The organism is Yimella lutea, from assembly GCF_006715095.1.
GTDB lineage: Bacteria > Actinomycetota > Actinomycetes > Actinomycetales > Dermatophilaceae > Yimella > Yimella lutea.
This window is the reverse complement of record NZ_VFMO01000001.1, coordinates 1496356-1522035: the sequence shown is the minus strand read 5'-3', so window position 1 is coordinate 1522035 and position 25680 is coordinate 1496356. Positions and strand designations below refer to the sequence as shown.

The following is a 25680-nucleotide window of genomic DNA, read 5'->3' as shown; positions in this document are numbered from 1 at the left end:
GAACACCGGGGTACTTCAGCACCCGCGCTGGGCCCCGTTTTTGGCCCGGTTCCGACAATCGCGCCCGGTGGGCCGGACGTCGTGCGCAGCAGAGCCGCAGCGGTGGCACACTTGAGGGGATGAGTCCTTCCAAATCGAGACGTAAGTCGGTCCGTCAGGAGTACGAGGCCGAGGTCGCGGCGTACGTCGAAGCGGGCGGCAACGAGCAGGTCCAGCGGGTGATCACGGCCGTTCAGGGCCTCACCCGCAAGCTGTCTCAGTGGTACGCGGTGAGCCTGTCCGAGGTCGGTCTGACCAGCGGCGAGTGGTCGGTGTTGTCCAACCTCGCCCTGCAGCCGCGCGACACCGCCGTCACGCCGTCCCATCTCGCCGAGGCGGTGGCAGTGGCCCCGTCGTCGATGACGCACCGCCTGGACAAGATGGCCGAGCGCGGGCTCATCGAGCGCAGCCCCGACCCCACCAACCGCACGCGGGTGCTGGTCACGCTGACCACGACCGGGTGGGAGACCTTCCGACAGGTCATCCGCGAAAGCGACCTGCTGGAGTCCGACGTGCTGGCCCGCCTCACCGGGCCGCAGCGCGAGCAGTTGGCCACCCTGTTGGAGAAGGCGATCGCCGGGCTGGACGACCTGTCCTCCACCCGCGATCAAGCAGCTGGCTGAACCCACCCACGTCCGGGCAACGCACGGGGCCCGTCACCGATCGGTGACGGGCCCCGTGCGTTGCTCCGAGAGTGATCAGGCGAACCAGATGCCGATCTCCCGCTCTGCGGATTCCGGCGAGTCCGAACCGTGCACGATGTTCTCCTGCACCTTCTTGCCCCAATCGCGACCGAGGTCGCCGCGAATGGTGCCGGGAAGCGCGGCCGTCGGATCGGTCGCTCCGGCAAGGATACGGAAGCCCTCGATACAGCGCTGACCCTCGACGACCACGAAGGTGGCCGGACCGCTGCTCATGAAGTCGACCAGCGGTTCGTAGAACGGCTTGCCTTCGTGCTCGGCGTAGTGCTGAGCCAGTCGCTCGCGATCGGGCGTCATCACCTGCAGGGAGGCGAGGGTGTAGCCCTTGGCCTCGATGCGCCGCAGCACCTCCCCGGTGAGTCCACGGCGGTAGCCGTCGGGCTTGACGATGACCAGGGTGCGTTCGATCTGCTCGCTCACGGTGCAGAGCCTAGGACACCGCGTCGTCACGCCACCGGCGGGGCGCTGTCGATCACACCGAAGCCGAGCAGCACGAACAGGATGATCGCCAGGATGATCCGGTAGAAGACGAACGCCTTGAAGTCGTGGGTCGAGATGTAGCGCAGCAGCCAGGCGATGACCGCGTACCCGATGAGTCCGGAGATGACGGTCGCGATGACGATCGGCCACCATCCGTCCGGGTTCGGCTTACCGGCGATGTCGGCGAGTTCGAAGAAGCCGGACGCGAGCACGGCCGGGATGGCGAGCAGGAACGAGTAGCGCGCGGCGTCCTCGCGGCGGTACCCCATGAACAGCCCACCGGCGATCGTTCCGCCCGAGCGGGAGACACCCGGGATCAGCGCGCACGCTTGGGCCAGTCCGAACATGACACCGTCACGCGCGTTGAGGTTCTCCAGCGTCTTGCGCTGCGACGCGGTCGAGTCGGCGACCGCGATGACCAGGGCGAAGACCAGCAACATCGTCGCGGTGACCCACAGGTTGCGCACCGGCCCGTGGATGACGTCCTTCAGCAGGACTCCGAGCACGCTGATCGGGATGGTGCCGATGATGACCCACCAACCCATGCGCGCGTCAGGGTCGCTCCTTGGCACCTTGCCGACCAACGACAAGGCCCACTGCTTGATGATGCGGACGATGTCGCGCCAGAAGTAGACGAGCACGGCCGTCTCGGTGCCCAGCTGTGTGACGGCGGTGAAGGCCGCCCCGCCGCCGTCGTTGTCGAAGAACAACCGGCTGACGATCAACTGGTGCGCCGACGACGAGATCGGCAGGAACTCGGTGAGTCCCTGCACGATGCCGAGCACCATGGCTTGGAAGAAGTCCACTACGAAGCTCCGGAGAATTCACGGGTCAGTCGGTCCATCTTCCGACCCTGGACGAGCGCGGTGATCCACAGAGCACCGAAGACCAGACCGACGAAGAACATCATCGGAACGATGAATGCCGCTGCCAGGGTAGCCACTTCGATGACCCATCCGAGCGTCACACCCCACGGACGACGCATCGCGCCGGCGGCGACGATGCACAGCACGGCGAGCACGCACCCGACGACGAGGTAGGTGGTGTGCGAGGAATCGTCCTGCGCCTTCGCCATGCCGTAGGCCACGAGTGCCCCGAAGAAGACCACCAGCGATTGCGAGCCGATCACGATGGCGGCGAAGCGCCGCGTCATCTTCTCCCCGACGCCGTGGAAGAAGACGTCCCTCACGTGTCGGTCACCCCGAGTGCAGCGCGGACGTCGGCGGCCGTCACGACGGAGCCGGTGGCCAGTACGCCACCGCCGACACCGCCCTGTTCGTCGGCGAGATTCGCGGCCTTGTCGATCGCCGCCACCAGATGCGGCTCGACGTGCACCCGGTCCGCTCCGAACACCTCGGTGGCGAGCTCACCGAGATCGCGCGGGCTCATCGAGCGCGCCGAGGAGTTGCGGGTCACCACGATCTCGTCCAGCACCGGCTCCAACTGCTCGAGCATCGATTCGGCGTCCTTGTCGCCCATGATCGCCACAAGTCCGATGAGCCGGGTGAAGGTGAACGAGTCGTTCATCGCCTCGCGCAGCGCGAGCACGCCGCCGCCGTTGTGCGCGGCGTCGACCACGATCGTGGGTGAGCGGCGGACGATCTCGAGCCGTCCCGGAGAGCTCACTTCGGCCAGCGCGGTCTGCAGCACGTCGCGGTCCAGCGGCTGTTCCCCGCCGCCGATGAACGCCTCGACGGCGGCGATCGCCATGGCTGCGTTGTGAGCCTGATGCTCCCCGAACAGCGGCAGGAACAGGTCGGCGTACTGACCGGCCAGGCCCTGGACGGTGATCTGCTGACCGCCGACCGCGGTCTCGCGTTCGGTGATGCCGAAGGAGATGCCGTCGCGTTCGAGCTCGGCGTCGACCTCCTGGGCTCGTTCCCGGATGAGTTCGTCGGCCTCGGGCAGTTGGCGTCCGACGATCGCGATGGAGTCGGGCTTGATGATGCCGCGCTTCTCGGTGGCGATGTCCTCGACCGTGTTGCCGAGCAGGCGCTGGTGATCGATGGAGATCGGGGTGATCACCGACACCTTCCCGTCGGCGACGTTGGTGGCGTCCCACACTCCCCCCAGGCCGACCTCGACGATCGCGACGTCGACCGGCGCATCCGAGAAGGCTGCATAGGCGAGCACGACCATGACCTCGAAGTAGGTCATCCGCGGGCCACCCGCGGCCTGCGACTTCTGGTCGACCATCTCGATGAAGGGCAATGCGTCGTCGTAGACGTCGATCAACCGCTGCGGTTCGATCGGCATGCCGTTCAAGGAGATCCGCTCACGCATGTCGTGCAGGTGCGGTGAGGTGAACCGTCCGGTCGACAGACCCATCTCCCGCAGGATCCGCTCGATGATGCGCGTCGTCGTGGTCTTGCCATTGGTGCCGGTCAGATGGATCATCGGGAAGTTGTGCTGCGGGTCCCCCATCAACGTCATGCACTCGGCGACCCGGTCGAGCGAGGGCTCCGGATTGTTCTCCGGGGTACGCGCGAGGATCTCGGCTTCGATCTCCCGGATCCGCTTGTGCACCTCGAGCTTGCGCGCGGCCTCGAGTTGGGCGGCGTCAGGACGTGGGGTCATCGGTCGTTCTCCTTGGGGTTGCGCATCTTGGGGTCGCGCAGTTGCAGCCGCACCCAGATCGAGTCCGGGATGCCGGAACCGCCGTGTTCGCGCTCGTACTCCACGAATCCGTGACGCTCGTAGAACGTCGCCGCGTGATCGTTGCCGACCAGGTAGGACAGACGGACCTGCTCGTAGTCCTCGCTGTGCGCGCGATTGATCGCCGCGGTGAGCAGGCGGTGTCCGAGCCCGGCGCCCTGGGCTTCGGGGACGACGTACAGCTTCCAGATCATGAAGTGTCCGTCGAGTGGGCCGAACGAGGTCATGCCGACGATCTCGCCGTCCACCTCGGCGACCAGGACGCGTCCGGCTCGGATCGCGGGGATCGTCGCCTCGTCGGTCCACCACTTCGACAGCCCCATCGCGACGTAGTCCTTGCCGGCGATGGGCGCGTAGGTGGCGGGCCAGGTGCGCAGCCCGACCTCGATGACCGCCTGCAGGTCCTCTCCCCCGGCCTGCCGGATCACCGCGGCCGGCGCCTGGTTCACGACCGGGCTCCGGAGTCGACCTTCTTCAGCGCGACACTCGCCTTCAGTCCGTCGGACAGCGTCATCGGGGTGGCGTTCGGCAACACCTGGTCACCGCCGGCCGCACCGAGTTGGACGGCGAGGGTCTCGCCCATGATCAGGCCCTGGTGCTCCAGCACGGCTTGCCACACCGGCTCGTCACCGATGATCGCGACGCTGATCCGGTCGCTGACGTCGAGGCCGGCCTCGCGACGGGCCTGCTGGACGCCGCGGACGACGTCGCGGGCGATGCCCTCCGAGCGCAGCGCGTCGGAGACCTCTGTGTCGAGCACGACGAACCCGCCACCCGGCAGCATGGCGGGCGCCTTGGCCTGCGAAGCACCCTGGGAGACAACGGTTTCGAGCGTGTATTCGCCCTCTTCGAGGGCCAGACCACCGCTGGTGACCGTGCCGTCGTCGGCGACCGACCAGTCCTCGCTCTTGCTGCCTTTGATCGCGAGCTGAACGTCCTTGCCCAAACGCGGTCCGGCCGCACGGGCGTTGACGGTGAGTCGACGGGTGAGACCGAAGTCCTCCTCGGACGCATCCGCCAGGTCGACCAGGTCGACCTTCTTGACGTTGACCTCGTCCGCGATCAGTGCGGCGAAACCTTCGATGGCCGCGGGGTCGGGCACCACGACGGTGAGCCCGCCGAGCGGCAGGCGTACGCGTAGGTTCTCCGCCTTGCGCAGGCTCGAGGTGGTCGAGCAGACCGCACGGACGCGGTCCATCGCGGTGACCAGTGCGTCGTCGGCCGGCAGGTCGTCCGCGACCGGCCAGTCGGTCAGGTGCACCGAACGTCCTCCGGTCAGGCCACGCCACACCTGCTCGGCGGTGAACGGCAACAACGGCGCGGCGACGCGGGTCAGCGTCTCCAGCACGGTGTACAGGGTGTCGAAGGCCTCTTCGTCGGCGTCCTTGCCCACCGACCAGAACCGGTCACGGGAACGACGGATGTACCAGTTGGTGAGCACGTCGGCGAAGGCGGCGATCGAGTCACACGCACTCGCGACGTCGTACGCGTCCAACTGGTCCTGCACCTGGTGCACCAGCACGCGGGTCTTGGCGAGCAAGTAGCGGTCCAGCACGTTGGTGGACGCTGTTGACCACTTCGCCTCGTACCCGGCGGCATTCGCGTACAGGCTGAAGAAGTACCAGCTGCTCCACAGCGGCAGCATCACCTGACGCACGCCGCCGCGGATGCCCTCCTCGGAGACGATCAGGTTGCCGCCGCGCAGGATCGGGCTGGACATCAGGAACCAGCGCATCGCGTCCGCGCCGTCGCGGTCGAAGACCTCGTTGACGTCGGGGTAGTTGCGCAGCGACTTGCTCATCTTCTGGCCGTCGGAGCCGAGCACGATGCCGTGGCAAATGACGTTCTCGAACGCCGGACGGTCGAACAGCGCGCCGGCGAGCACGTGCAGCGTGTAGAACCAGCCGCGGGTCTGACCGATGTACTCCACGATGAAGTCGGCCGGGTAGTGGTGCTCGAACCAGTCGGCGTTCTCGAACGGGTAGTGCACCTGGCCGTAGGGCATCGAACCGGAGTCGAACCATACGTCCAGCACGTCTTCCACCCGGCGCATCGTGGACCGCCCGGTCGGGTCGTCGGGGTTGGGACGGGTGAGCTCATCGACGAACGGACGGTGCAGGTCGGGTTCGCCGTCGGTGTTCTTCGGCAGGGTGCCGAAGTCGGCCTCCAACTGCGCGAAGGAGCCGTAGACGTCGACCCGCGGGTACTCCGGATTGTCCGACTTCCACACCGGAATCGGGCTGCCCCAGAAGCGGTTTCGTGAGATCGACCAGTCGCGGGCGTTCTCCAGCCACTTGCCGAACTGGCCGTCCTTGACATTGCCGGGCACCCAGTTGATCTGCTGGTTATTGGCCAGCAGCTGCTCCTTGATCGAGGTGACTGACACGAACCACGACGACACCGCCATGTAGATCAGCGGGTTACGGCAACGCCAGCAGTGCGGGTAGCTGTGGTCGTAGGTCTCGCGCCGCAGCAGCACGGTGCCCTCGGTGACCGCGCCACGCTCGCCGTCGCCACGGGTGGCAGCCCGCAGGTGGTCGATGACATGCGGGTTGGCGTCGAAGACCTGCATGCCTTCGTACTCCGCCACCGGGTAGGTGAACGCGCCGTTGGGCCCGACCGGGATCACCGGGGCCATGCCCTCCCGGTCGGTGACCATCATGTCGTCCTCGCCGAATGCACCGGCGCTGTGCACCAGCCCGGTTCCGTCGGTGGTGGTGACGAAGTCGGCTTCGACGACCCGGAAGGAGTTCTCGTGGCCGAGGTAGTAGGAGAACGGCGGCGTGTAGGTGGCGCCGAACATGTCGCGGCCCTTGAGGCGGCGCACGACCTTGTCGGCCCACTCGGCCTTGGCGTCGCCGAACAACTCCTTGGCGTAGCTCTGCACCCGCGCCTCGGCGATGACGTAGCGCTCGGTGCTACCGGTGAAGTCGGACTCGACCACGACGTAGTCGATGTCGGGGTGCACCATCACCGCGAGGTTGCTCGGCAGCGTCCACGGCGTGGTGGTCCAGATCAGGAAGTACGCACCTTCGAGTTCACCGCTGCCGCAACGGAATCCCACAGTGACCGCGGGGTCCTGGCGCATCTGGTAGACGTCGTCGTCCATGCGCAGTTCGTGGTTCGACAGCGGGGTCTCGTCGTTCCAGCAGTACGGCAGCACCCGGAAGCCTTCATAGGCCAGGCCCTTGTCGTGCAATTGCTTGAACACCCACAGCACCGATTCCATGAAGGTGGAATTGAGTGTCTTGTAGTCGTTCTCGAAGTCGACCCAGCGGCCCATGCGGTTGACATAGGCCTCCCATTCGTCGGTGTACTTCAGCACCGACGAGCGCGCGGCCGCATTGAACTTCTCGACCCCCATCGCCAGGATCTCGTCCTTGGTTTTCAGACCCAGCTGGCGCATCGCCTCGAGTTCGGCGGGCAGACCGTGGGTGTCCCAACCGAACCGGCGCTCGACCTTCTTGCCACGCATGGTCTGGAAGCGCGGGACGACGTCCTTGGCGTAGCCGGTGAGCAGGTGGCCGTAGTGCGGCAGCCCGTTGGCGAAGGGCGGACCGTCGTAGAAGACGAACTCGTTGGCCCCGTCGACGCCCGCGTCCCGCTGCTCGACGGACGCCCGGAAGGTGCCGTCCTCGTCCCAGTAGCGCAGCACTGCCTGCTCGATCGCCGGGAAGTTCGGGGTCGAGGAGACACCGGCGGCCGTGGTAGCTGCAGTGGTGCCGGTGGACTCGCCGGAGTCGGCGGTGAGGTCGACCTTGGGGTACGCCATCGGGTGCGTCTCTTTCGCGTGATCATCAACTCGGTCATCGATCGAGGACGACGTCGCCGGAATCGTCCGGCAGCACCGCGGTACCACCCCGCTTTGCCGCAGCAGATGCTGCGACCGCTTGTTCGTGAGCTGTGACGGGCTCGTCCCGTCCGGGTCTACTGGGAGCTCGCGCTCTGTTCTTCCGGAAGCTCGCCGCTGATGACGGCTCGGACGCTTCTGCTGCGCAGTCTACGCCTGCATCGGGCAGCTTCTCCAACCCGCCGGCGAACGTCCTACTTCCCGGCCGAACCTATTGGGTGTACTCAGTGGGTTCGGCGAAACAGTAGGTTCGCGGAGGGTCAGCGGTTGGCTGCGGTGCCTTCGTGGATCTCGGTGAGCTTTGCGATGCCGTCGGCGAGATCCAGGGTGTCGGGGCCGACGTGCCCGCCGAGGCTGAGCGGCGGGTTGAAGCAGTAGATCTGTCCTTCGTCGAGTTCACCGAACTGCGAACGAGCGCCCCCGCGCGGACCTTCGAGATCGGCCAGGTGCGAGGACGAGCTCGGCAGGTGGTCGTTGAAGAATCCGACGACATCGGGCGCGACGAAGTTGTTGGTCACGAAGTGCGGGTCGAGGCACTGCACCGGGCCGTCGCCCTCCACGTGGTAGACGTGACCGAAGCTGGTCACGGCGAACGGGATGCTGCGGACGTCGCTGCCCAGCCAGCGCTGCAGCACCGGCGTCCACTCGGCCGGGTCGACCAGCGCGATGCGCTGTTCGCCGTAGAAGCCCAGGCCGTGGGTGCTCCACAACTCCACAAGTTCCTGCGGCGCGTGCTGCGCCGCGTACTCCAGGAAGGCGCGGCCGGGCACCTCGACGTCCGAGTCGGGGGCGTAGGTGTCGAGGAAACGCTGCACGGTGATGCTCATGCGCCACATGCTAACCAGCGCATCGCCGCAGCGCGGGCGTACAAGGGGATGGACGAGGGAGCACGGCGGTCGGTGCGAGGCGCCGAGCACTCGAAACCCGGGTGAAACGCACCCCGGGCGGATGGGAACATAGGCCGCATGACTGACGCCAACGCCACGCCCACCAGGGTCCCCGACAAGCCCACCGTCGACGGCTTGGAGGACAAGTGGGGAGCGGTATGGCAGGAGCAGGAAACGTATGCGTTCGACCGCGAGCGTGCGCTGTCGCTGCCACGTGAGCAGGTCTTCTCGATCGACACACCCCCGCCGACGGCGAGCGGCAGCCTGCACGTGGGCCACGTCTTCGGGTATACCCACACCGACTGCATGGCGCGCTACCAGCGGATGCTCGGCAAGGAGGTCTTCTACCCGATCGGCTGGGACGACAACGGCCTGCCGACCGAGCGCCGCGTCCAGAACTACTACGGCGTGCGCGGTGACCACGGTGCCGCCTTCGACCCGAACTTCACCCCGCCGTTGCAGGGCGCCGAGGGCAAGTCGGTCAAGGCCGCCGACCAGGTGCCGATCAGCCGTGCCAACTTCATCCCGCTGTGCGAAGAGCTCACGGCCGAGGACGAGAAGTCGTTCGAGTCGATGTTCCGCACTCTCGGCGCGTCGATCGACTGGAGCCAGACCTATCGCACGATCGACGACCGTTCACGCGCCGTGGCACAGCAGGCCTTCCTGCGCAACGTCGAACGCGACGAGGCCTATCAGGCTGAGGCGCCCGGACTCTGGGACGTCACCTTCCAGTCCGCGGTCGCCCAGGCCGAGCTGGAAGCACGCGACTACCCCGGCGCGTTCCACAAGGTGAGCTTCCACAAGCCGGACGGCGGCACGGTCGAGATCGAGACGACCCGTCCGGAGCTCATCCCTGCCGTCGTCGCCCTCATCGCCCACCCGGACGACGAGCGGTACCAGGACCTCTTCGGCACCACCGTCACCTCCCCGTTGTTCGGTGTCGAGATCCCCGTGCTCGCCCACCAGGCGGCGGAGCCGGACAAAGGCGCGGGCATCGCGATGTGCTGCACCTTCGGTGACCTCACCGACGTCATGTGGTGGCGCGAACTGCAGCTGCCCATCCGTTCGATCATCACGCGCAACGGCCGTATCAGCGGTGAGACTCCGGAGTGGATCACCGGCGGCGCCGGAGAATCCCTCTACGTCGAGCAGCTCGCGACCAAAACGGTGCATTCGGCCCGCGAGGCGGTCGTCACCGCCCTGCGCGAGAGCGGCGATCTGATCGGTGAGCCGGTGAAGACGCAGCGCAAGGCCAACTTCTTCGAGAAGGGCGACAAGCCGCTCGAGATCGTGACCAGCCGGCAGTGGTACATCCGCAACGGCGGACGCAGCAAGGAGTTGCAGGACGAACTCATCGCGCGTGGCCAGGAGATCGACTTCCACCCCGCGTTCATGCGCAGCCGCTACACCAACTGGATCAGCGGGCTCAACGGCGACTGGTTGATCAGCCGACAGCGCTTCTTCGGGGTGCCGTTCCCGGTCTGGTACCCGCTCGATGCAGAGGGCGAGACCGACTACGACCACCCGATCCTCGCCGCGGAAGAGACCTTGCCGGTCGACCCCCAGACTGACGTCCCGCCCGGGTACGACGCCGAACAGCGAGGTGTGGCAGGCGGATTCGTCGGCGACCCCGACATCATGGACACCTGGGCGACCTCGTCCCTCTCTCCGCAGATCGCGACGGGGTGGCCGGTCGCGAGCAACGCCGGTGAGCGCAACGACGCGGAACTCTTCGCGAAGATCTTCCCGATGGACATGCGTCCGCAGGGCCACGACATCATCCGCACCTGGCTGTTCGCGACCGTCGTCCGCGCCCACTTCGAGAACGGCACGGTCCCGTGGACCGGCGCCGCGATCAACGGCTGGATCCTCGACCCCGACCGCAAGAAGATGAGCAAGTCGAAGGGCAACGCGGTCACGCCCGAGGAGGTGCTGCGCCAGCACAGCGCGGACGCCGTCCGTTACTGGGCGCTCGCCGGACGCCTCGGCGTCGACGCGGCCTACGACGAGAGCCAGATGAAGGTCGGTCGGCGGTTGGCGATGAAGCTGCTCAACGCAAGCAAGTTCGCGCTCACGATGGGCGATGTGGCCGACGACGCCCCGATCACCAACGAACTCGACCGGTCGGTGCTCGCGAACCTGCGCGAGGTCGTCGAGCAGGCCACCAAGGGCTTCGAGACCTGGGACTACACCCGCAGCCTCGAGGTCACCGAGACCTTCTTCTGGACCTTCTGCGACGACTACATCGAGTTGGTCAAGGACCGCGCGTACGGCGGTCAGGGCGAGGCGGAGGCGGCGAGCGCCCGCGCCACGCTCCGCCTGACGCTGAAAACGCTGCTTCGTCTGTTCGCCCCGTTCCTGCCTTACTCGACCGAGGAAGTCTGGTCGTGGTGGCAGGAGGGCAGCGTGCACCGGCAGGCGTGGCCGAGCCTCGAGGAACTCCGAACCGACGGGGACCCGACGGTGCTCGGCGCCGTCGGTCAGGCGCTCGCGGGCGTCCGTAAGGCGAAGTCGGACGCCAAGATGGGCATGCGTGCCGAGGTGAGTTCGGTGACCTTCGCCGGGCCGGCCGAGATCACCGACCGGGTCCGTGCGGGCGAGGCCGACCTGCGCGCGGCGGGCAAGATCACCGCGCTGCAGTACGCGGACGGCGAAACGTTCGAGGTGCGCGACGCAGAACTGATCCCGCCGCCGCCGAAGACACCCGCGCAGAGCTGAACGACGTGCAACGCGGATCCTGTTGATCATCGACGGGGTCCGCGTTCATGTTCCAGGCCCGCAGATCGGCCCAGGATCCAGTTGCAGGACAACGTAGGACGTGACGCATAGGGTCGGTGCATGAGTCGACGGGAAGCGCGCGCGCCGTGGATGGTGCCCGTGTTGGTCGCCTCCGCGGTCTTCGGGTTGGCCACTGTTGCGGTTGTCTCCACCGGTGACCCGGTCATCGGCACGCCTACCGGCAGTCGCCCGGAGCGGCAGCCCCGACAGACGCCGACGCGCACCGACATCCCGAAACCGCCGACGGCCGGTGGCGGTGACTCGACCCCGTTGGCCTTCACCGAATGGGTGATCAAGGCGATCGTCGTGGCCGCCGCAATCGCGCTGTTGTGCTTGCTTTTGCTCGGGGTACGTGCATTGTTCCGACTGCGCTGGGAGCGCACCGTTCCGCAGCCGGAGCAGGACAGCAAAGCGGCGATTGAGGAGACGGTCAGCCGCAGCCGGGAGCTGCTGCGCACCGACACCCCCTCGAACGCGGTGATCGCGTGCTGGACGGCTCTCCTGGAGGGGGTCGCGGCACTCGGACTGCAGGCGCACCCGTCCGAGACGGCCACAGATGTGATGCAGCGGGTGATGTCCGACCTGGATGTCGACGACGACGCACTCGACGAACTGGCCGACCTCTACCGCGAGGCGCGGTTCTCCGACCACCCACTCACCGACGAACATCGCCTCGTTGCGCAGGACGCCCTGGACCGAGTCCAGCACTCGCTCGGAGCGCGAGAAGAGGTCGGGACCCGTGAATGAGCCCGAGTTCCGGCGTTGGCTCAAGCGCATCGCGATCGGCGCAGTGTTCGGTGCGAGCTTCTGGGCCGTGCTGCGTGTGTTCGACACCCCGGCGAACCTTCCGGCGCTCATCGCGGGCGGCATCGTGATCGCCGTCTGCACCGGTTACGTCCGCGATGTGCGAGAGGGGTGGTCGATCACGAACAACCTGCACACTCGGGACGAGAGCTACGAACCGTCCACCCGCAACGAGGGTCGCCTGTTCACCCTGCACAACCTCTGCTGCGACGTCACCGCCAAGACTCACCGGGTCGGGCACGCCGATCGAAACCTTCAACGGTCACTGCGCACCGTGGTGGAGCATCGGATCAATCCCTCCGGGGCACAGTTCGTCTCGTTGAAGGAACTCCCCCAGGAGTTGCGCGCCTACCTGGAGTCCGATCCCCCGCCCCGCCTGACCCGCGCCGACCTCAACGCCATCGTCGATCGAATCGAGCAACTATGACCCAGCACCTCACCGTCGCCGAGACCGCGGATCTTGCCGCCCGCCTCCTGGACCGGGTCGAAGAGGTGGTCGTGGGCAAACGTGGTCCGCTGGAAACCGTGCTGGCGACCGTCCTCGCCGGTGGGCACGTGCTGCTCGAGGACAACCCCGGACTCGGCAAGACTCTTGCCGCCCGCAGCCTGGCCCAGGCGCTGGGTCTCGACTTCACCCGTGCGCAGTTCACACCCGACCTGTTGCCGTCCGACCTCACCGGGTCGTTCGTGTTCGACCAGTCCCGAAGCGACTTCGACTTCCGACCCGGCCCCGTCTTCACCGGACTGTTGCTCGCCGACGAGATCAACCGAACGCCACCCAAGACGCAGGCTGCGCTGTTGGAGGCGATGCAGGAACGCCAGGTGACTGTCGAGGGACGCACTTTCCCTCTCCCGGAACCGTTCCACGTCCTCGCGACCGCGAACCCCGTCGAGTACGAGGGCACCTATCCCCTGCCCGAGGCACAACTCGACCGGTTCCTCACCCGCGTCTCGTTCGGATACCCCTCTGCAGCAGACGAATTGGGGGTCCTCACCCGGCGGATGGAACGCCAACAGGAGGCGACCGTCCTGGACGCCGTCACCGACCCGGCCGGCCTGCTCGCCATGCAACGGTCCGTCGAGCAGGTTCACGTCGAGGACACCGTCCGCGCATACTGCGTGAACCTCGCTTCGTCGACCCGCAGTCACCAGCACGTCCTCATCGGCGCATCACCCCGAGGATCATTGGCGCTCATGCTCGTTTCGCGTGCGATCGCGGTGATCCGCGGCCGGGACTTCGTCACCCCGGACGACGTCAAGGCCATCGCCCCCGCCGTACTCGGTCACCGGATCAATCTGCGCCCGGAGCTGTGGATGTCGAATCTGTCCACGTCGACCATCGTCGACGAATTGCTGTCGAGCGTTCCGGCGCCTTCGGTGACCGTCGCACCCGCCCGCGTCGATGGTTGAGGACAATCCCACCCGCTGGGTGCCGAGTTCTCTGCTGCTGCAGCTGATCCTGTGGGCAGGCGTGCTGCTCGCGGCCGCTGTCGCGTTCCGCCGAGCCGATCTGCTCGTCCTTGGTCTGCCCTTCGTCGTGTTGAGCACGTGGTGCATCGCCACCCGCCCGAGGTCCCGACCCACGGTCCGGCATGGTTTGGAACGGACGGCCCCGACCGAAGCCGAGCGCACCAGGTTGATCGTCGAAGCGCGCGGTCTGGACGGCGCGGAGTCGTGGACCGTCCAGACGGACCGGACGGCACGGGTGCGCTGGGACAAATCCGTGACATCGGCCCTGGCGGACGTCGACCGGATCGAGCTGACCTGGTGGCCGAGCCGAACCGGCCCGGTGTGGGTCGGCGGCGTCCACGTTCAGTTCTCGTCACCGTGGGGCGCCTATCGCTTCGGTGCGCTCCACCTACCGCCGCTCGAAGCGAGAGCCCTGCCCCGTGCCGAGGCTTTCGACAGTCGCACCCCGGTGCCACATCCGATCGGCCTCGTCGGCCTGCACCGTTCGAGTCGTCCCGGTTCCGGCACCGAGTTCGCCGACGTGCGCGAGTTCCGGCCGGGAGACCGGCTGCGCTCGGTGCACTGGCCGCTGACCGCTCGCACGGGCACGTTGCACAGTCGCACCAACTACGCCGAACAGGACGCCGAAGTCCATCTCGTGGTCGACGCTTCAGTCGACTTCGGTGACCGGTCTCGAGGCACCACGATCGACACCGGCCTGCGGGCGGCAGCGGGCATCAGCGAGTTCTTCCTGCGCCAGGGTGACCGGGTCGGGCTGCGAGTGGTGGGCAGCGAACGACCGTTGAATCTGCGACCGTCCCTCGGTCTGCAGCACCGTCGCCGTGTGCTCGATCTGCTCAGCGCCGTGAACCCCGGCCGGCTCGGTGATCGAGATGCGTCCGGCTTGCGATGGAACATTCCGTCGGGAGCCACGGTCGTCATGATGTCGCCGCTGCTCGGTCCATTCGCCTCGACCGTCGCGGCCACCCTCGCAGTACGCGGTCTCACCATCGTGGTCGTCGACACTCTGCCGACCGAACCACTCGACACAGTGCAGGATTCGGGACACCTGATCGCCATGAGGATCCGGCTTCTCGAGCGGCAGATGGAGATCGATGCCCTGCGTCGTCGCGGAGTGCCGGTGGTCGCGTGGCGGGGGCCGGGAACGCTGGACGATGTCATGCGCCGGCTGGCTCGGCGACCTCCCGCGCGGGCGGCTGCCCGATGAGCCGGCTGCTGTCCCGATGGGCGTCGATGCACCGGGATCGCCGCATCGCGCACCTGACGGCGTGGATGTTCGTCGCGCTGTTCGCTGCTGTCACCACGTTCGGCGGAGCACCCGATCCCATACCCCTGATCACTCTCGCCGTGGCAGCGTTGGTCACCGCCTTCGAGACCACCGGCGCCTGCGTCGGCCTGCTCGGTCTGGCCGCCGTCTGGACCTGGGTCTCCGCCGGTTTCGCCCCCGACACCTGGTGGAGCCTGCCCGCGGCGCTGTGCATGCTGGGGTTCCAGTGCTGCTTCCTGCTGGCGACCGACGGCGCAGATCAGACGTCGATCGCGAGACCGGTGCTGAACCGCTGGGTCACTCGTACCCTCACAGCGAGCGCTCTCGTCGCAGCGGGCGCATCCCTGGTGTTGGTCGCCACCGGCGCACCGCGTCCATCGGCCGGCTGGCTCGTGCCGCTCGGACTGTTCGTGATCGCCGCCACCTTCGTCGCCGTCGCACGTACGCACGGGCCTGCCAACTGACCGACCAAGTAGACCCCCGGGTTGACGATTAGGTGACCCTTAGTTACCTTAGGCACACCTAATTCAGTCTCGGAAAGGTTCCACCGTGCTCGTCTCCGCTTCACGCTCAGCCCGCACCATCGCCCTGACCGCCGCACTCGGCCTGGTGCTCACCGCCTGCGGCTCTGCGGACGCCGAGAAGAAGACCGAGGCTGCTGGCGCCGGTACCGGCCAGAACTCCACGACCTCCGCCAGCAAGGCCAACGGCCCGGTGACCGTCAAGGACGCTCAGGGGCGTGCGGTGAAGGTCGCCGCGAACCCCGGCAAGGTCGTCGTCCTCGACTGGAGCGTCGCCCGCAGCCTGACCCAGCTCGGTGTGCCGATCGCCGCCGTGCCGAAGCCCAACGGTGAACTACCCACCGACTTGACGCCGCTGAAGTCGGTCAAGACGGTCGGCACGCTGTTCGAACCCGACTATGAGGGCATCGCCGAACTCGAGCCCGATCTCATCATCATCGGCGGCCGTTCGGGTAATGCGAAGGTGCTGAAGGAAATGAGCAAGATCACTCCCAATGTGATCGACATGTCCGTGCGCACCGATGACCCGAAGCAGCGCATGGAGGTCGTCGCCGACCGCTACGAGACGCTCGCCTCCATCTGGGGCAAGTCCGCGCAGGCCAGGACGAACCTCGCCGCGATGGACAAGTCGATCAGTGATGTCAAGACCAAGGCCGCCAAGGCCGGCGGCACGACGATGTTCGTCCAGGTCTCCGGCGGGAAGGTCGCCGCGTACGGGCCCGGCTCGCGCTTCAGCGCCGTCTGGTCCGAGTTCGGATTCAAGCCGGTGAACGCACCGTTCAAGAAGGACGGCGGTCACGGCGAGGAGATCAACCAGGAGTTCTTCCTGAAGTACAACCCCAGCCGCATCGTGGTGCTCGACCGCAGCCGCGCGATCGGCCAGTCCGGCAAGCCCGCGCTCGACGTGTTGAACTCCGGGCTGGTCAACAAGACCGACGCCGCGAAGAACAAGAAGATCTCCACCGTCGACGGCTTCTCCTGGTACCTCGCCGCGGACACGCCGCTGTCCTACATCGCCGCTGCGAACGACCTCACAAAGGTGCTGTGAGCGCTTCGGCCACCGCAGTGAAGGCGTCCGGGGAGGGTCGTTCGCTGCGTCCGTCCCCGGTGTCCGTGGCCGGCGTCCTGGTCGTCGTCCTGAGCGCACTGTCGCTCGGTGTCGGCGTCGCGGGCGTCGGCCCGCTCGACGTCTTCAGCCCGAACGCCGCGCAGTGGGAAATCCTGCGCGTCTCGCGCATCCCTCGATTGGTCGCGCTGCTGCTGGCAGGTGCCGCCATGGCGGTCGCGGGTCTGATCATGCAGCGAATCACCGGCAACCGCTTCGTCTCACCGAGCACCTCGGGCACCGTCGAGGCCGCCGTGCTGGGCGTCATCGCCAGCGCGCTCCTCGTCCCGTCCGCCGGCCTGCTGGCGCAGATGGGTTTTGCGATCGGTACCGCGATCATCGGCACCATCGGATTTCTCTTTCTGCTGCAGACCCTGCGCCGGGCCGACACGCTCACCGTCGCGCTCGTGGGCATGATGTACGGCGGTGTCCTCGGCGCGGTCGGTGCCTACCTGGCTTACCAGGCCGACCTGCTGCAGATGCTCGAACTCTGGACGACCGGCGCCGGTTCGTCGCTGCGCGAAGGCACCTACGAACCGCTCTACCTGGTGCTCGCCGTCGGCGCGATCGGCTATCTGTTCGCCGACCGCTTCACCGTCGTCGGTATGGGTGAGGACGTCGCCACCAATCTCGGTGTGAAGTACCGCAGCGTCCTGTACATCGGCCTGGTGGTGGTCTCGATGATGGCCGCGCTCGTCGTGGTCGTCGTCGGGGCGATCCCCTTCCTCGGCCTGATCGTGCCGAACATCGTCTCGATGATGCTCGGCGACAACGTCCGACGCGTGCTGCCGATCACCGCGCTGGCCGGCGCCGGTTTCGTCGTGGCTTGCGACCTGGTCGGACGCCTGGTGCGCTTCCCGTACGAGGTGCCGTTCGCAACCATCGCCGGCATCATCGGTGCCGCCGTGTTCATCGTGCTGATCCTGCGGGCTGCGCGAGGTGACCTGCGATGACCACGACCGCCACGCGTCCTGCCGATCACGCACCTGCCGACCGGCCGATCGTCACCGAGTTCGAGCGTGCCCGCCGCCGTCGGATCCACACCGGACTCCTGGTTCTGGCGGCCGTCGCCGTTGCCGCCGTCGCGGTCTACCAGTTCTGGGACCTGCCGAGCGCCAGTTCCTACGCGCTGGACCTGCGCCGTCGCCAGCTCGCGAGCCTGGTCATCGCCGGCGTCTCGTGCGGTGTCTCGGCCGTTCTCTTCCAGACCCTCGCCGGTTCTCCCCTGCTGACTCCCGGAGTGATGGGATTCGATGCGCTGTACGTCCTGCTCGGCACGCTGATCGTGCTGATGCTCGGCACCGACACGCTCGTCGGGATGTCACCGGTCACCACGACTGTTCTGAATGCCGCAGCGTTGAGCCTGTTCGGCGTGGTTATCTTCGGGCTGCTGTTGCATGTCTCCGGGCGCAACCTTGTAGTGATGGTGCTCATCGGGATGGTGTGCAGCGCGTTGTTCTCCTCGTTGGGGTCCTTCGCCTCCCGGATGCTGTCCCCCACCGACTTCCTGACCGTGCAGGACATCATGTTCGCCTCCTTCAGTACGGCCGACGAGTCGGTGCTGAAGGCGACAGCAGTCCTCACCGCCGTGGCTGTGGCGGCATGCGTTCCACTGCTGAAGTACCTCGACCTGCTGAACCTCGGCACCGAGCGCGCGATCATCCTCGGCCTGCGCTACCGCTTGGTCGTCGGTCTGACGCTCACGGTGATCACCGTGCTGGTCGCCAGTTCCACGGCACTGGTCGGACCGATGACCTTCCTCGGCCTGATCGTCGCCAATGTCGCCCGCCAGGTCGTCGCCTCCCCCGGGCATGGTCCGTTGATCCTCGGCGCGATGCTGGTCGGCATCTGCGCCACGGTGTTCGGTCAGTTGCTGGTCAGCCGTGTCCTCAACTTCGGCGCGCCGCTGTCGGTCGTGATCAATCTGATCGGCGGCGCCTACTTCATCTACCTGCTCATGAGGAGAGTCCGCCTGTGATCGAGCTCCACGACCTCACCGTCCGCTACGACGAGGCCACCGTGCTCGACGTCCCGTCCTTGTCGATCCCGGACGGTCGCTTGACGGCGCTCGTCGGTCCGAACGGCGCGGGCAAGTCGACGCTGCTGTCGGTGACCGGGCGTCTGCTGAAGCCCACCAACGGGCGCGCCCTGGTCGGCGGGCTCGACGTGCAGCACAGCCCCAACGTCGAGATCAGCAAGGTCGTGTCGATCCTGCGGCAGGAAAACCACCTCACCGCGCGGCTGACCGTCGCCGATCTGGTCCGCTTCGGACGTTTCCCGCACTGCAAGGGACGCCTGCGCCCCGAGGACCACCGCCACGTCGAGGAGGCGATCCGTTTCGCCGATCTGGTCGACCTGCGCGACCGCTACCTCGACCAGCTGTCCGGCGGCCAACGACAACGCGCGTTCATCGCAATGGTGCTCGCGCAGGACACCCCGCACATCCTGCTCGACGAGCCACTGAACAACCTCGACATCAAGCACGCGGTCGCGATGATGCAACGCCTGCGCTCACTGGTGCACGACCTCGGCAAGACCGTCGTCGTCGTGCTGCACGACATCAACATCGCCGCCGCCTACTGCGACCAGATCATCGCGATGCGCGACGGTCGGGTGCTCGCGCAGGGCTCCCCCGAACTCATCATCGACCCGGACGTGCTGCGTGAGGTGTACGAGGTGGACGTCGAGGTGCTCGAGGCGCGCGGACGCCGCGTGGCCGTCTACTTCGAGTGAGTCCGCCACGCGACCAAACAGATCGGCCCCCTCGAGATGGATCTCGAGGGGGCCGATTTCGTTGTCTGTCAGGCAGATTCCTTGCGCTGCGTGCGCTTGCGGGGCTCGCGCTTCACGATCGTCGGCAGGACGTTGTCGAGCACGACCTCACGAGTGACCACAACACGAGCGATGTCGTCGTCACTGGGGACGTCGAACATGACCGGCATGAGCACCTCTTCCATGATCGCGCGCAGGCCGCGAGCGCCGGTGCCCCGCAGGTTCGCCTGCTCGGCAACGGCCTCGATCGCGTCCGGGGTGAACTCCAACTCGACGCCGTCGATCTCGAACATCTTCTGGTACTGCTTCACCAACGCGTTGCGCGGCTCAGTGAGGATCGACACCAGGCCGTCGCGGTCGATCGGCTCGACAGTGGTGATGACCGGCAGACGCCCGATGAACTCGGGAATCAGACCGAACTTCATCAAGTCCTCGGGCAGCACCTCGGCGAAGCTGGACATCGGGTCGGACGCCTGACGCAGTTCGGAGCCGAAGCCCAGGCCCTGCCGGCCGGCGCGGCTCTCGATGATCTTCTCCAGGCCGGCGAACGCTCCACCTACGATGAACAACACATTGGTGGTGTCGATCTGGATGAACTCCTGGTGTGGGTGCTTGCGTCCGCCCTGCGGGGGCACCGAGGCGCTGGTGCCTTCCAGGATCTTCAGCAGCGCCTGCTGCACGCCCTCGCCGGAGACGTCGCGGGTGATCGAGGGGTTCTCGCTCTTGCGGGCGACCTTGTCGATCTCGTCGATGTAGATGATGCCGGTCTCGGCCTTCTTCACATCGAAGTCGGCGGCCTGGATCAGCTTCAGCAGAATGTTCTCGACGTCTTCACCGACATAACCGGCCTCGGTCAGCGCGGTGGCGTCGGCGATCGCGAACGGGACGTTGAGCATGCGGGCGAGGGTCTGCGCCAGGTAGGTCTTGCCGCACCCGGTCGGGCCGATCAGCAGGATGTTGCTCTTGGCGATCTCGACACCGTCGGCGTCCTTCTTCGGCGCCTGCTCGGCGGCCTGGATGCGCTTGTAGTGGTTGTAGACCGCGACGGCCAGCGAACGCTTGGCGGGAGTCTGACCGATGACGTACTGCTCGAGGAACTCGAAGATCTCCTTGGGCTTGGGCAGCTTCTCCAGGCCCAGCTCGCTGGTCTCGGCCAGCTCTTCCTCGATGATCTCGTTGCACAGGTCGATGCACTCGTCGCAGATGTAGACGCCCGGTCCGGCGATGAGCTTCTTGACCTGCTTCTGGCTCTTTCCGCAGAACGAGCACTTCAGCAGATCGCTGCTCTCTCCCATACGTGCCACGCGCTTCCTTCTCCCTGCTCGACTCGTCATGCGTCCTTGGTTCGCATGACTCGGACGACGCTACCTGCTGGCTACGACATCCACCTTCATTGAACCCCGGTGTCGGGCGTCGCGTCACTCGTGTCCGCCGAGGGCTTAACGCTGAGGGCCCCGATCCACCCGGGATCGGGACCCTCACCTCACGTGCGCACCATCACCGGGCGCTCACGGCTGAAGCGAGGCCTTACGCGAAGCCAGCACCTCGTCGATGAGGCCGTACTCCTTGGCCTCGGCGGCGGTCAGGATCTTGTCGCGTTCGATGTCACGCTCGACCTGCTCCTTGGAACGGCCGGTGTGCGTGGCGATCGTCTGCTCCAGCCAGTCACGCATCCGGAAGATCTCGTTGGCGGTGATCTCCAGGTCGGAGGCCGTACCGCCCGAGCCCTCCATCGCCGGCTGGTGGATCAGGATGCGCGCGTTCGGCAGTGCGAACCGCTTGCCCGGTGCACCCGCGCCGAGCAGGACGGCGGCAGCCGAGGCGGCCTGACCGATCACGAAGGTCTGCACATCCGGCTGGATGTACTGCATCGTGTCGTAGATCGCGGTCAGCGCGGTGAACGAACCACCCGGGCTGTTGATGTACATGAGGATGTCGCGGTCGGGGTCCTGGCTTTCCAGCACGACCAACTGGGCGATGATGTCGTCCGCGGACGCGTCGTCGACCTGCACGCCGAGGAAGATGATGCGGTCCTCGAACAGCTTGTTGTACGGGTCGGACCGCTTCATGCCGTACGAGGTGCGCTCCTCGAACTGCGGAAGGATGTAGCGGTTGCTCGGCGGCACGTAGAGCCCGCCCTGGTTGTTCGAATTCATCTGTGCTCCAAGCCGATTCATCGAGTAGCTCATGCCTGCACCTCACCCGGGGCGTCGACCGAACGCTCGAAGACGTGGTCGACGAAGCCGTACTCCTTGGCCTCACGGGCCGAGAACCAACGGTCGCGGTCGGAGTCCTTCTCGACCTGGTCGACCGACTGGCCGGTGTGCTCGGCGATGAGTTCGGCGAGTTCCTTCTTCATGCCCAGCAGCAGTTCGGCCTGGGTACGGATGTCGGAGGCCGTACCGCCGATACCACCGGAGGGTTGGTGCATCATGATGCGCGCGTGCGGGGTGGCGTAGCGCTTTCCCTTGGTGCCGGCCGAGAGCAGGAACTGGCCCATGGAGGCAGCCAGGCCCATCGCCACGGTCGCGACGTCGTTGGGAATCCAGTTCATCGTGTCGTAGATCGCCATACCTGCGGTCACCGAACCACCGGGGCTGTTGATGTACAGCCAGATGTCCTTCTCCGGGTCTTCGGCCGCCAACAGCAGCAGCTGCGCGCAGATGGCGTTCGCGTTGTCGTCGCGAACGTCCGAGCCCAGGAAGATGATGCGTTCCTTGAGCAGCCGGTTGTAGATCTGGTCGTCGAGGCCGGCGACCGGCTGGGTGGCCATGCCGACCGGCGTGCCGACCGGCGCGTTGCTGCGCTCCGTCATCGTTACTCCATCTGTTCGTTCTTCGTTCCTACGGGACCGATGTCCACTTCCACTCGACCCTAACGCGCACCACCGACGGTTTCGTCCCGACCCGGACCCTTGTTCGCCCTGAGCGCAAGACCCACCGGCCGCACGTTCTTCGGTCGGTCCACCCCGGGGACGGCGAAGGCGCACGAGCGGGTGCTCGTGCGCCTTCACGCGGTGTTCGCGCAGTGTGCGGAGCCTGATCAGGCGTCCTTCGTGCCCTCGTCCTCGGCCGAAACATCGGCGGTCTCGGTCTCGCTCTCGATGTCGTCCTCGTCGCTGCCGTCGAGTTCGCCGTCGAAGTGGTCCTCGACCTCCATCTCCTGGTTCAGGTCGACGGTGTTGCCGTCGGTGTCGACAACCTCGACCTTCTCCAGGACGGACGCCAGCGCCTTGCGCCGACCGACCTCGGACATCACCTGCGGCACCTGGCCCTGCTGGTCGAGCGCCTGCGCGAAGGTGTTCGGGTCCATGCCGTACTGCTGCGCCGACATGATGAGGTACTCGATGAGTTCCTCCTGGGAGACCTTGACGTCGTCCTGGGCCACGATCTTGTCCAGCAGGATCTGCGACTTCAGCGCCCGGCGGGTCGACTCGTCGACCTCCGCGCGGTGCTCGTCGTCGTCCATGCGGCCTTCGCCCTCGAGGTGGTTGTTGACCTCGGCGTCGATAATGCTCTGCGGCAGCGCGATCTCGACATTCTCGAGCAGGTGCTCCAGCACCTTGTCACGCGCCTGCACACCCTGCTGGAAACGCTTGGAGTTCTCCGCCTGCTGGCTCAACTGCTCACGCAGTTCGTCCATCGTGTCGTGCTCGGAGGCCATCTGGGCGAAATCGTCGTCGAGTTCGGGCAGCTCGCGCTCCTTGACCGCCTGCAGCGTCACGGTGCAGGACGCGTCCTGACCCTCGTGCTCGCCACCGGCCAGCGCCGCGGTGAAGTCCTTGGACTCGCCTGCCTTCAGGCCCTCGAGTGCCTCGTCCATGCCCTCGAGCATGTTGCCCGCACCGACCTCGTAGGAGATGCCCTCGACGCTGTCGATCTCCTCGTCACCGATGGACGCCTTGAGGTCGATCGTCACGAAGTCGCCCTTGGTGGCGGCGCGCTCGACGGTCTTCAGGGTGCCGAAACGCTCACGCAGCGCCTCGACCTCGGCGTCGACGTCCTCGTCGGTGACCTTCAGCGGATCGACCTCGACCTTGATGGCCGACAAGTCGGGCAGGTCGAACTCGGGAAGCACGTCGACCTCGGCGGTGAAGACCAGCGGGTCGTCGCCCTCGGTCGGAGCGCCGGTCACGTCGACCTCGGGCTGACCCAGCGGCTGCAGGTCGTTCTCCTCGATGGCCTGGGCGTAGAAGTTCGGCAGGGCCTCGTTGATCGCCTCGCTGACGACCGCACCGCGGCCGAAGCGCTGCTCGATGATCCGGGCCGGCACCTTGCCCTTGCGGAAGCCGGGGATCTGAACCTGGTTGCCGATCGCGGTGTACGCGGCGTCCAGGCTCGGCTTGAGCTCCTCGAACGGCACCTCGACGGTCAGCTTGACCCGGGTCGGGTTGAGGGTCTCGACGGCGCTCTTCACTACAGGCACTCCAAAGGGTTGGGAACGGTCTCGCTCATTACTGGAGCGGGCGACGAGAATCGAACTCGCGTAATCAGTTTGGAAGACTGAGGCTCTACCATTGAGCTACGCCCGCACGGAACATCGGCGACCTTCGCGTCGGGCGGCCCGACGTCCGGTCTGATGTACCGAGGGGTTAGCCTACCTACTCTGCCGACCGCAGCAAAAACCGGTCGGCAGACATACCGATACGGGGTATGGCGCAGCTTGGTAGCGCGTCCGCTTTGGGAGCGGAAGGCCGCCGGTTCGAATCCGGCTACCCCGACGTCCGGGCTTCGCCTGTAGTAGATGCGCGAGTTATCGACGGTCGCGCAGGTCATACGGAATGAATCAAGCTGTTTGGGACAGCTGTGGGTTGGGTGTGTTGGGTTTGTTGATCCAGACGGTGTCTGGGGGCATGTGCGTGATCGGCGGTTTGTGGTGCCGGGCGGTGTGCTTGGCGGCGTAGGCGGCTTTGGTGGTTGCCCACTGGTCGTGGGTACTGCTCCAGGTGCCGTGGTGGACTCGGGCCGGGGTGTGTCCGGCGAGGCCGGCGTGGTGGTGGCGGGTGTTATACCGGTCGAAGAACTCGGCACTCCACTGCCGCGCGTGTTCTAAGGAGTCGAACTCTTCGGGGTAGTCCAGGTCGTACTTCACCGTTTTGAACAACGCCTCGGCGAACGCATTGTCGTTCGACACCCGAGGGCGTGAGTACGAGGCGTGGACGTGCATCGTGGCCAGCAGTTCTCGCACGGTCCCGGCTCGCATCACGCCACCGTTGTCGGCATGGATGACCTGCGGTGTGCCCTGCTGGGCGGTGAACGCGTTGTTGAACAGTTCCTGGGTGAACCGGTGGTCCTCGACGTGCTCGACGCGGTACCCGACCACGTACCTCGAGTACAGATCGATCATCGAGTACAGCTTGAAACTCATCCGTCCTGGACCGGGCAGGTTGGTGATGTCCCAGCACCACACTTGTCCCGGGGCGGTGGCGTGCAACCGGGGAGTGGACCGTGCACCGTACCCGCGGTGCGCGGTGTGCCGGCGGCGATCACTGGACTGCCCTTCGCGACGCATGATGCGGTGCATCGAGGGCAACGAACACAGGTACACGCCCTGATCCAGTAGTTCGAAGTGTGCCTGCCGGATCGATAACCCTGCCAACTCGACCGTGTTGAGGGCCTGCACCACGGCCTTCGCCTCGGCAGCGGTGACACGGTTGGGGTACGCCCGTTCCGTGTGGGGCACCACCACCCCGATCCGTGGGGGCGGATTGAGATATCGGTAGTAGGACGACCGAGCGATCCCCAGCCAGGCACAACCCTGGACGATGCTCACTCCGGCATGGCCGAGGGCCGTGACGGTATCGGCGGCAACCTCGAAGTATCGGGGTCTCTCAACCAGTCCGGCATCCCCGGGCGGGGTGGTGGTTCCTCCTGGTTGGGGCCCGCGCTCTTGGCCAATCCCTCCAAGAGCGCGGCAGCTTTTCCCAGCAGTTCCACCGCGGACTGCGATTGCTCCAGTTCTTGTTGCAACCGCTGGTTCTCACGCCGCAACCGTTCCAGCTCAACGCGTTCGTCATATTTCAACACGTGCCTCGCTACCGTCGTTGGCTCTTTGGTGGCCGGGTCGACCAACCGGCCAGCGTCCCGCCACATCGACCACTTCTTGATCGAGAACGGCGTGACACCGACCCTACGCAGGAACGCGGCCTTCGCACCACGCTCGAGGCACTGGTCATGCTCCAGCAGCAGAGCCCACCGCTGCTCATCAGTGAAAGCCGCATGACGCGACGGACGAAACGGCACCTCATCAGAAACCATCAGGGAAATCCTTTCCCCACCCAGCTGTCTCACAACAGCCTGACGCACTGGGGCATAGCGTGCGCAACTGTCGTGGACTCGCGCGTTGCCGAAT

24 protein-coding genes and 2 tRNA genes are annotated in these 25680 nt (G+C 66.4%); 12 read left to right on the top strand and 14 right to left on the bottom strand.

All coding sequences use genetic code 11. The annotated features are described in order from the left end of the window. Positions 1-119 precede the first annotated feature (119 nt). Entirely contained in the window at positions 120-662 is a 543-nt protein-coding gene (locus FB459_RS07240; protein ID WP_141927973.1) for a MarR family winged helix-turn-helix transcriptional regulator, read from the top strand. 75 nt (positions 663-737) lie between these two features. On the opposite strand, the gene ndk is transcribed toward FB459_RS07240, so the two are convergent. From ndk to FB459_RS07205, 7 genes are all read right to left on the bottom strand, one after another. Then, positions 738-1160 (bottom strand): nucleoside-diphosphate kinase, encoded by a 423-nt coding sequence (gene ndk, locus FB459_RS07235; protein ID WP_141927972.1) that lies wholly within the window; start codon positions 1158-1160, stop codon positions 738-740. A 26-nt stretch (positions 1161-1186) separates the two neighbouring features. Then, a complete protein-coding gene (locus tag FB459_RS07230) occupies positions 1187-2026 on the bottom strand; it encodes an undecaprenyl-diphosphate phosphatase (RefSeq protein ID WP_129624898.1) in 840 nt (279 codons plus the stop codon). After that, positions 2026-2409: a DUF4233 domain-containing protein gene (locus FB459_RS07225; protein ID WP_239702110.1), complete on the bottom strand. Its 384-nt coding sequence runs from the start codon at positions 2407-2409 to the stop codon at positions 2026-2028. Before FB459_RS07225 ends, FB459_RS07230 begins: the two co-directional genes overlap by 1 nt. After that, positions 2406-3797 carry a bifunctional folylpolyglutamate synthase/dihydrofolate synthase gene (locus FB459_RS07220; RefSeq protein WP_141927971.1) on the bottom strand — a complete coding sequence of 464 codons (1392 nt, stop codon included), beginning with the start codon at positions 3795-3797 and terminating at the stop codon, positions 2406-2408. Before FB459_RS07220 ends, FB459_RS07225 begins: the two co-directional genes overlap by 4 nt. Beyond that, the gene (locus FB459_RS07215) at positions 3794-4324 is read right to left on the bottom strand and encodes a GNAT family N-acetyltransferase (RefSeq protein WP_129624896.1); all 531 of its coding nucleotides are present in this window, start codon (positions 4322-4324) and stop codon (positions 3794-3796) included. The genes FB459_RS07220 and FB459_RS07215 overlap by 4 nt, the downstream gene beginning before the upstream one ends. Further along, on the bottom strand, positions 4321-7647 hold the full coding sequence (gene ileS / locus FB459_RS07210; RefSeq protein WP_129624895.1) for an isoleucine--tRNA ligase: 3327 nt from the start codon (positions 7645-7647) through the stop codon (positions 4321-4323). Before ileS ends, FB459_RS07215 begins: the two co-directional genes overlap by 4 nt. Before the next feature lie 338 nt (positions 7648-7985). Continuing rightward, positions 7986-8552, bottom strand: coding sequence for a GAD-like domain-containing protein (locus FB459_RS07205; protein WP_168990161.1), 567 nt, complete (start codon positions 8550-8552; stop codon positions 7986-7988). 138 nt (positions 8553-8690) lie between these two features. Between FB459_RS07205 and valS the strand changes: the two genes are divergently transcribed. The 10 genes from valS to FB459_RS07155 all read left to right on the top strand — a co-directional run bounded on the left by valS (position 8691) and on the right by FB459_RS07155 (position 19290). Then, positions 8691-11330, top strand: a complete 2640-nt coding sequence (valS, locus tag FB459_RS07200; RefSeq protein ID WP_129624893.1) for a valine--tRNA ligase — start codon at positions 8691-8693, stop codon at positions 11328-11330. A 120-nt stretch (positions 11331-11450) separates the two neighbouring features. Continuing rightward, entirely contained in the window at positions 11451-12137 is a 687-nt protein-coding gene (locus FB459_RS07195) for a DUF4129 domain-containing protein (RefSeq protein WP_141927970.1), read from the top strand. Then, complete coding sequence (locus FB459_RS07190) at positions 12130-12621, top strand: hypothetical protein (protein WP_141927969.1); 492 nt, start codon at positions 12130-12132, stop codon at positions 12619-12621. The genes FB459_RS07195 and FB459_RS07190 overlap by 8 nt, the downstream gene beginning before the upstream one ends. Further along, entirely contained in the window at positions 12618-13604 is a 987-nt protein-coding gene (locus tag FB459_RS07185) for an AAA family ATPase (RefSeq protein ID WP_141927968.1), read from the top strand. Before FB459_RS07190 ends, FB459_RS07185 begins: the two co-directional genes overlap by 4 nt. Beyond that, the gene (locus tag FB459_RS07180) at positions 13597-14871 is read left to right on the top strand and encodes a DUF58 domain-containing protein (RefSeq protein ID WP_141927967.1); all 1275 of its coding nucleotides are present in this window, start codon (positions 13597-13599) and stop codon (positions 14869-14871) included. Before FB459_RS07185 ends, FB459_RS07180 begins: the two co-directional genes overlap by 8 nt. After that, complete coding sequence (locus tag FB459_RS07175) at positions 14868-15395, top strand: hypothetical protein (protein ID WP_141927966.1); 528 nt, start codon at positions 14868-14870, stop codon at positions 15393-15395. Before FB459_RS07180 ends, FB459_RS07175 begins: the two co-directional genes overlap by 4 nt. Before the next feature lie 85 nt (positions 15396-15480). After that, positions 15481-16500 (top strand): siderophore ABC transporter substrate-binding protein, encoded by a 1020-nt coding sequence (locus FB459_RS07170; protein ID WP_141927965.1) that lies wholly within the window; start codon positions 15481-15483, stop codon positions 16498-16500. Further along, on the top strand, positions 16497-17510 hold the full coding sequence (locus tag FB459_RS07165) for an ABC transporter permease (protein ID WP_141927964.1): 1014 nt from the start codon (positions 16497-16499) through the stop codon (positions 17508-17510). The genes FB459_RS07170 and FB459_RS07165 overlap by 4 nt, the downstream gene beginning before the upstream one ends. Further along, positions 17507-18535, top strand: a complete 1029-nt coding sequence (locus FB459_RS07160; RefSeq protein ID WP_141927963.1) for an iron chelate uptake ABC transporter family permease subunit — start codon at positions 17507-17509, stop codon at positions 18533-18535. Before FB459_RS07165 ends, FB459_RS07160 begins: the two co-directional genes overlap by 4 nt. Further along, the gene (locus FB459_RS07155) at positions 18532-19290 is read left to right on the top strand and encodes an iron ABC transporter ATP-binding protein (RefSeq protein ID WP_141927962.1); all 759 of its coding nucleotides are present in this window, start codon (positions 18532-18534) and stop codon (positions 19288-19290) included. Before FB459_RS07160 ends, FB459_RS07155 begins: the two co-directional genes overlap by 4 nt. Positions 19291-19358: 68 nt before the next feature. On the opposite strand, the gene clpX is transcribed toward FB459_RS07155, so the two are convergent. The 5 genes from clpX to FB459_RS07130 form a co-directional block, all read right to left on the bottom strand. After that, positions 19359-20633, bottom strand: coding sequence for an ATP-dependent Clp protease ATP-binding subunit ClpX (clpX, locus tag FB459_RS07150; RefSeq protein WP_129624883.1), 1275 nt, complete (start codon positions 20631-20633; stop codon positions 19359-19361). A 204-nt stretch (positions 20634-20837) separates the two neighbouring features. Beyond that, on the bottom strand, positions 20838-21485 hold the full coding sequence (locus tag FB459_RS07145) for an ATP-dependent Clp protease proteolytic subunit (RefSeq protein WP_129624882.1): 648 nt from the start codon (positions 21483-21485) through the stop codon (positions 20838-20840). Between the two features lie 29 nt (positions 21486-21514). Then, positions 21515-22102 carry an ATP-dependent Clp protease proteolytic subunit gene (locus FB459_RS07140; RefSeq protein ID WP_129624971.1) on the bottom strand — a complete coding sequence of 196 codons (588 nt, stop codon included), beginning with the start codon at positions 22100-22102 and terminating at the stop codon, positions 21515-21517. Positions 22103-22371: 269 nt separating this feature from the next. After that, entirely contained in the window at positions 22372-23745 is a 1374-nt protein-coding gene (gene tig / locus FB459_RS07135) for a trigger factor (RefSeq protein ID WP_141927961.1), read from the bottom strand. A gap of 41 nt (positions 23746-23786) precedes the next feature. Then, positions 23787-23860, bottom strand: a tRNA-Gly gene (locus FB459_RS07130). A 115-nt stretch (positions 23861-23975) separates the two neighbouring features. Here FB459_RS07130 and FB459_RS07125 point away from each other — a divergent pair. After that, positions 23976-24049, top strand: a tRNA-Pro gene (locus FB459_RS07125). A 65-nt stretch (positions 24050-24114) separates the two neighbouring features. Here the strand turns inward: FB459_RS07125 and FB459_RS07120 are convergent. Further along, a complete protein-coding gene (locus FB459_RS07120; RefSeq protein ID WP_170221769.1) occupies positions 24115-25101 on the bottom strand; it encodes an IS3 family transposase in 987 nt (328 codons plus the stop codon). After that, the gene (locus FB459_RS17230; protein WP_170221731.1) at positions 25098-25586 is read right to left on the bottom strand and encodes a hypothetical protein; all 489 of its coding nucleotides are present in this window, start codon (positions 25584-25586) and stop codon (positions 25098-25100) included. Before FB459_RS17230 ends, FB459_RS07120 begins: the two co-directional genes overlap by 4 nt. Positions 25587-25680: the final 94 nt, after the last annotated feature.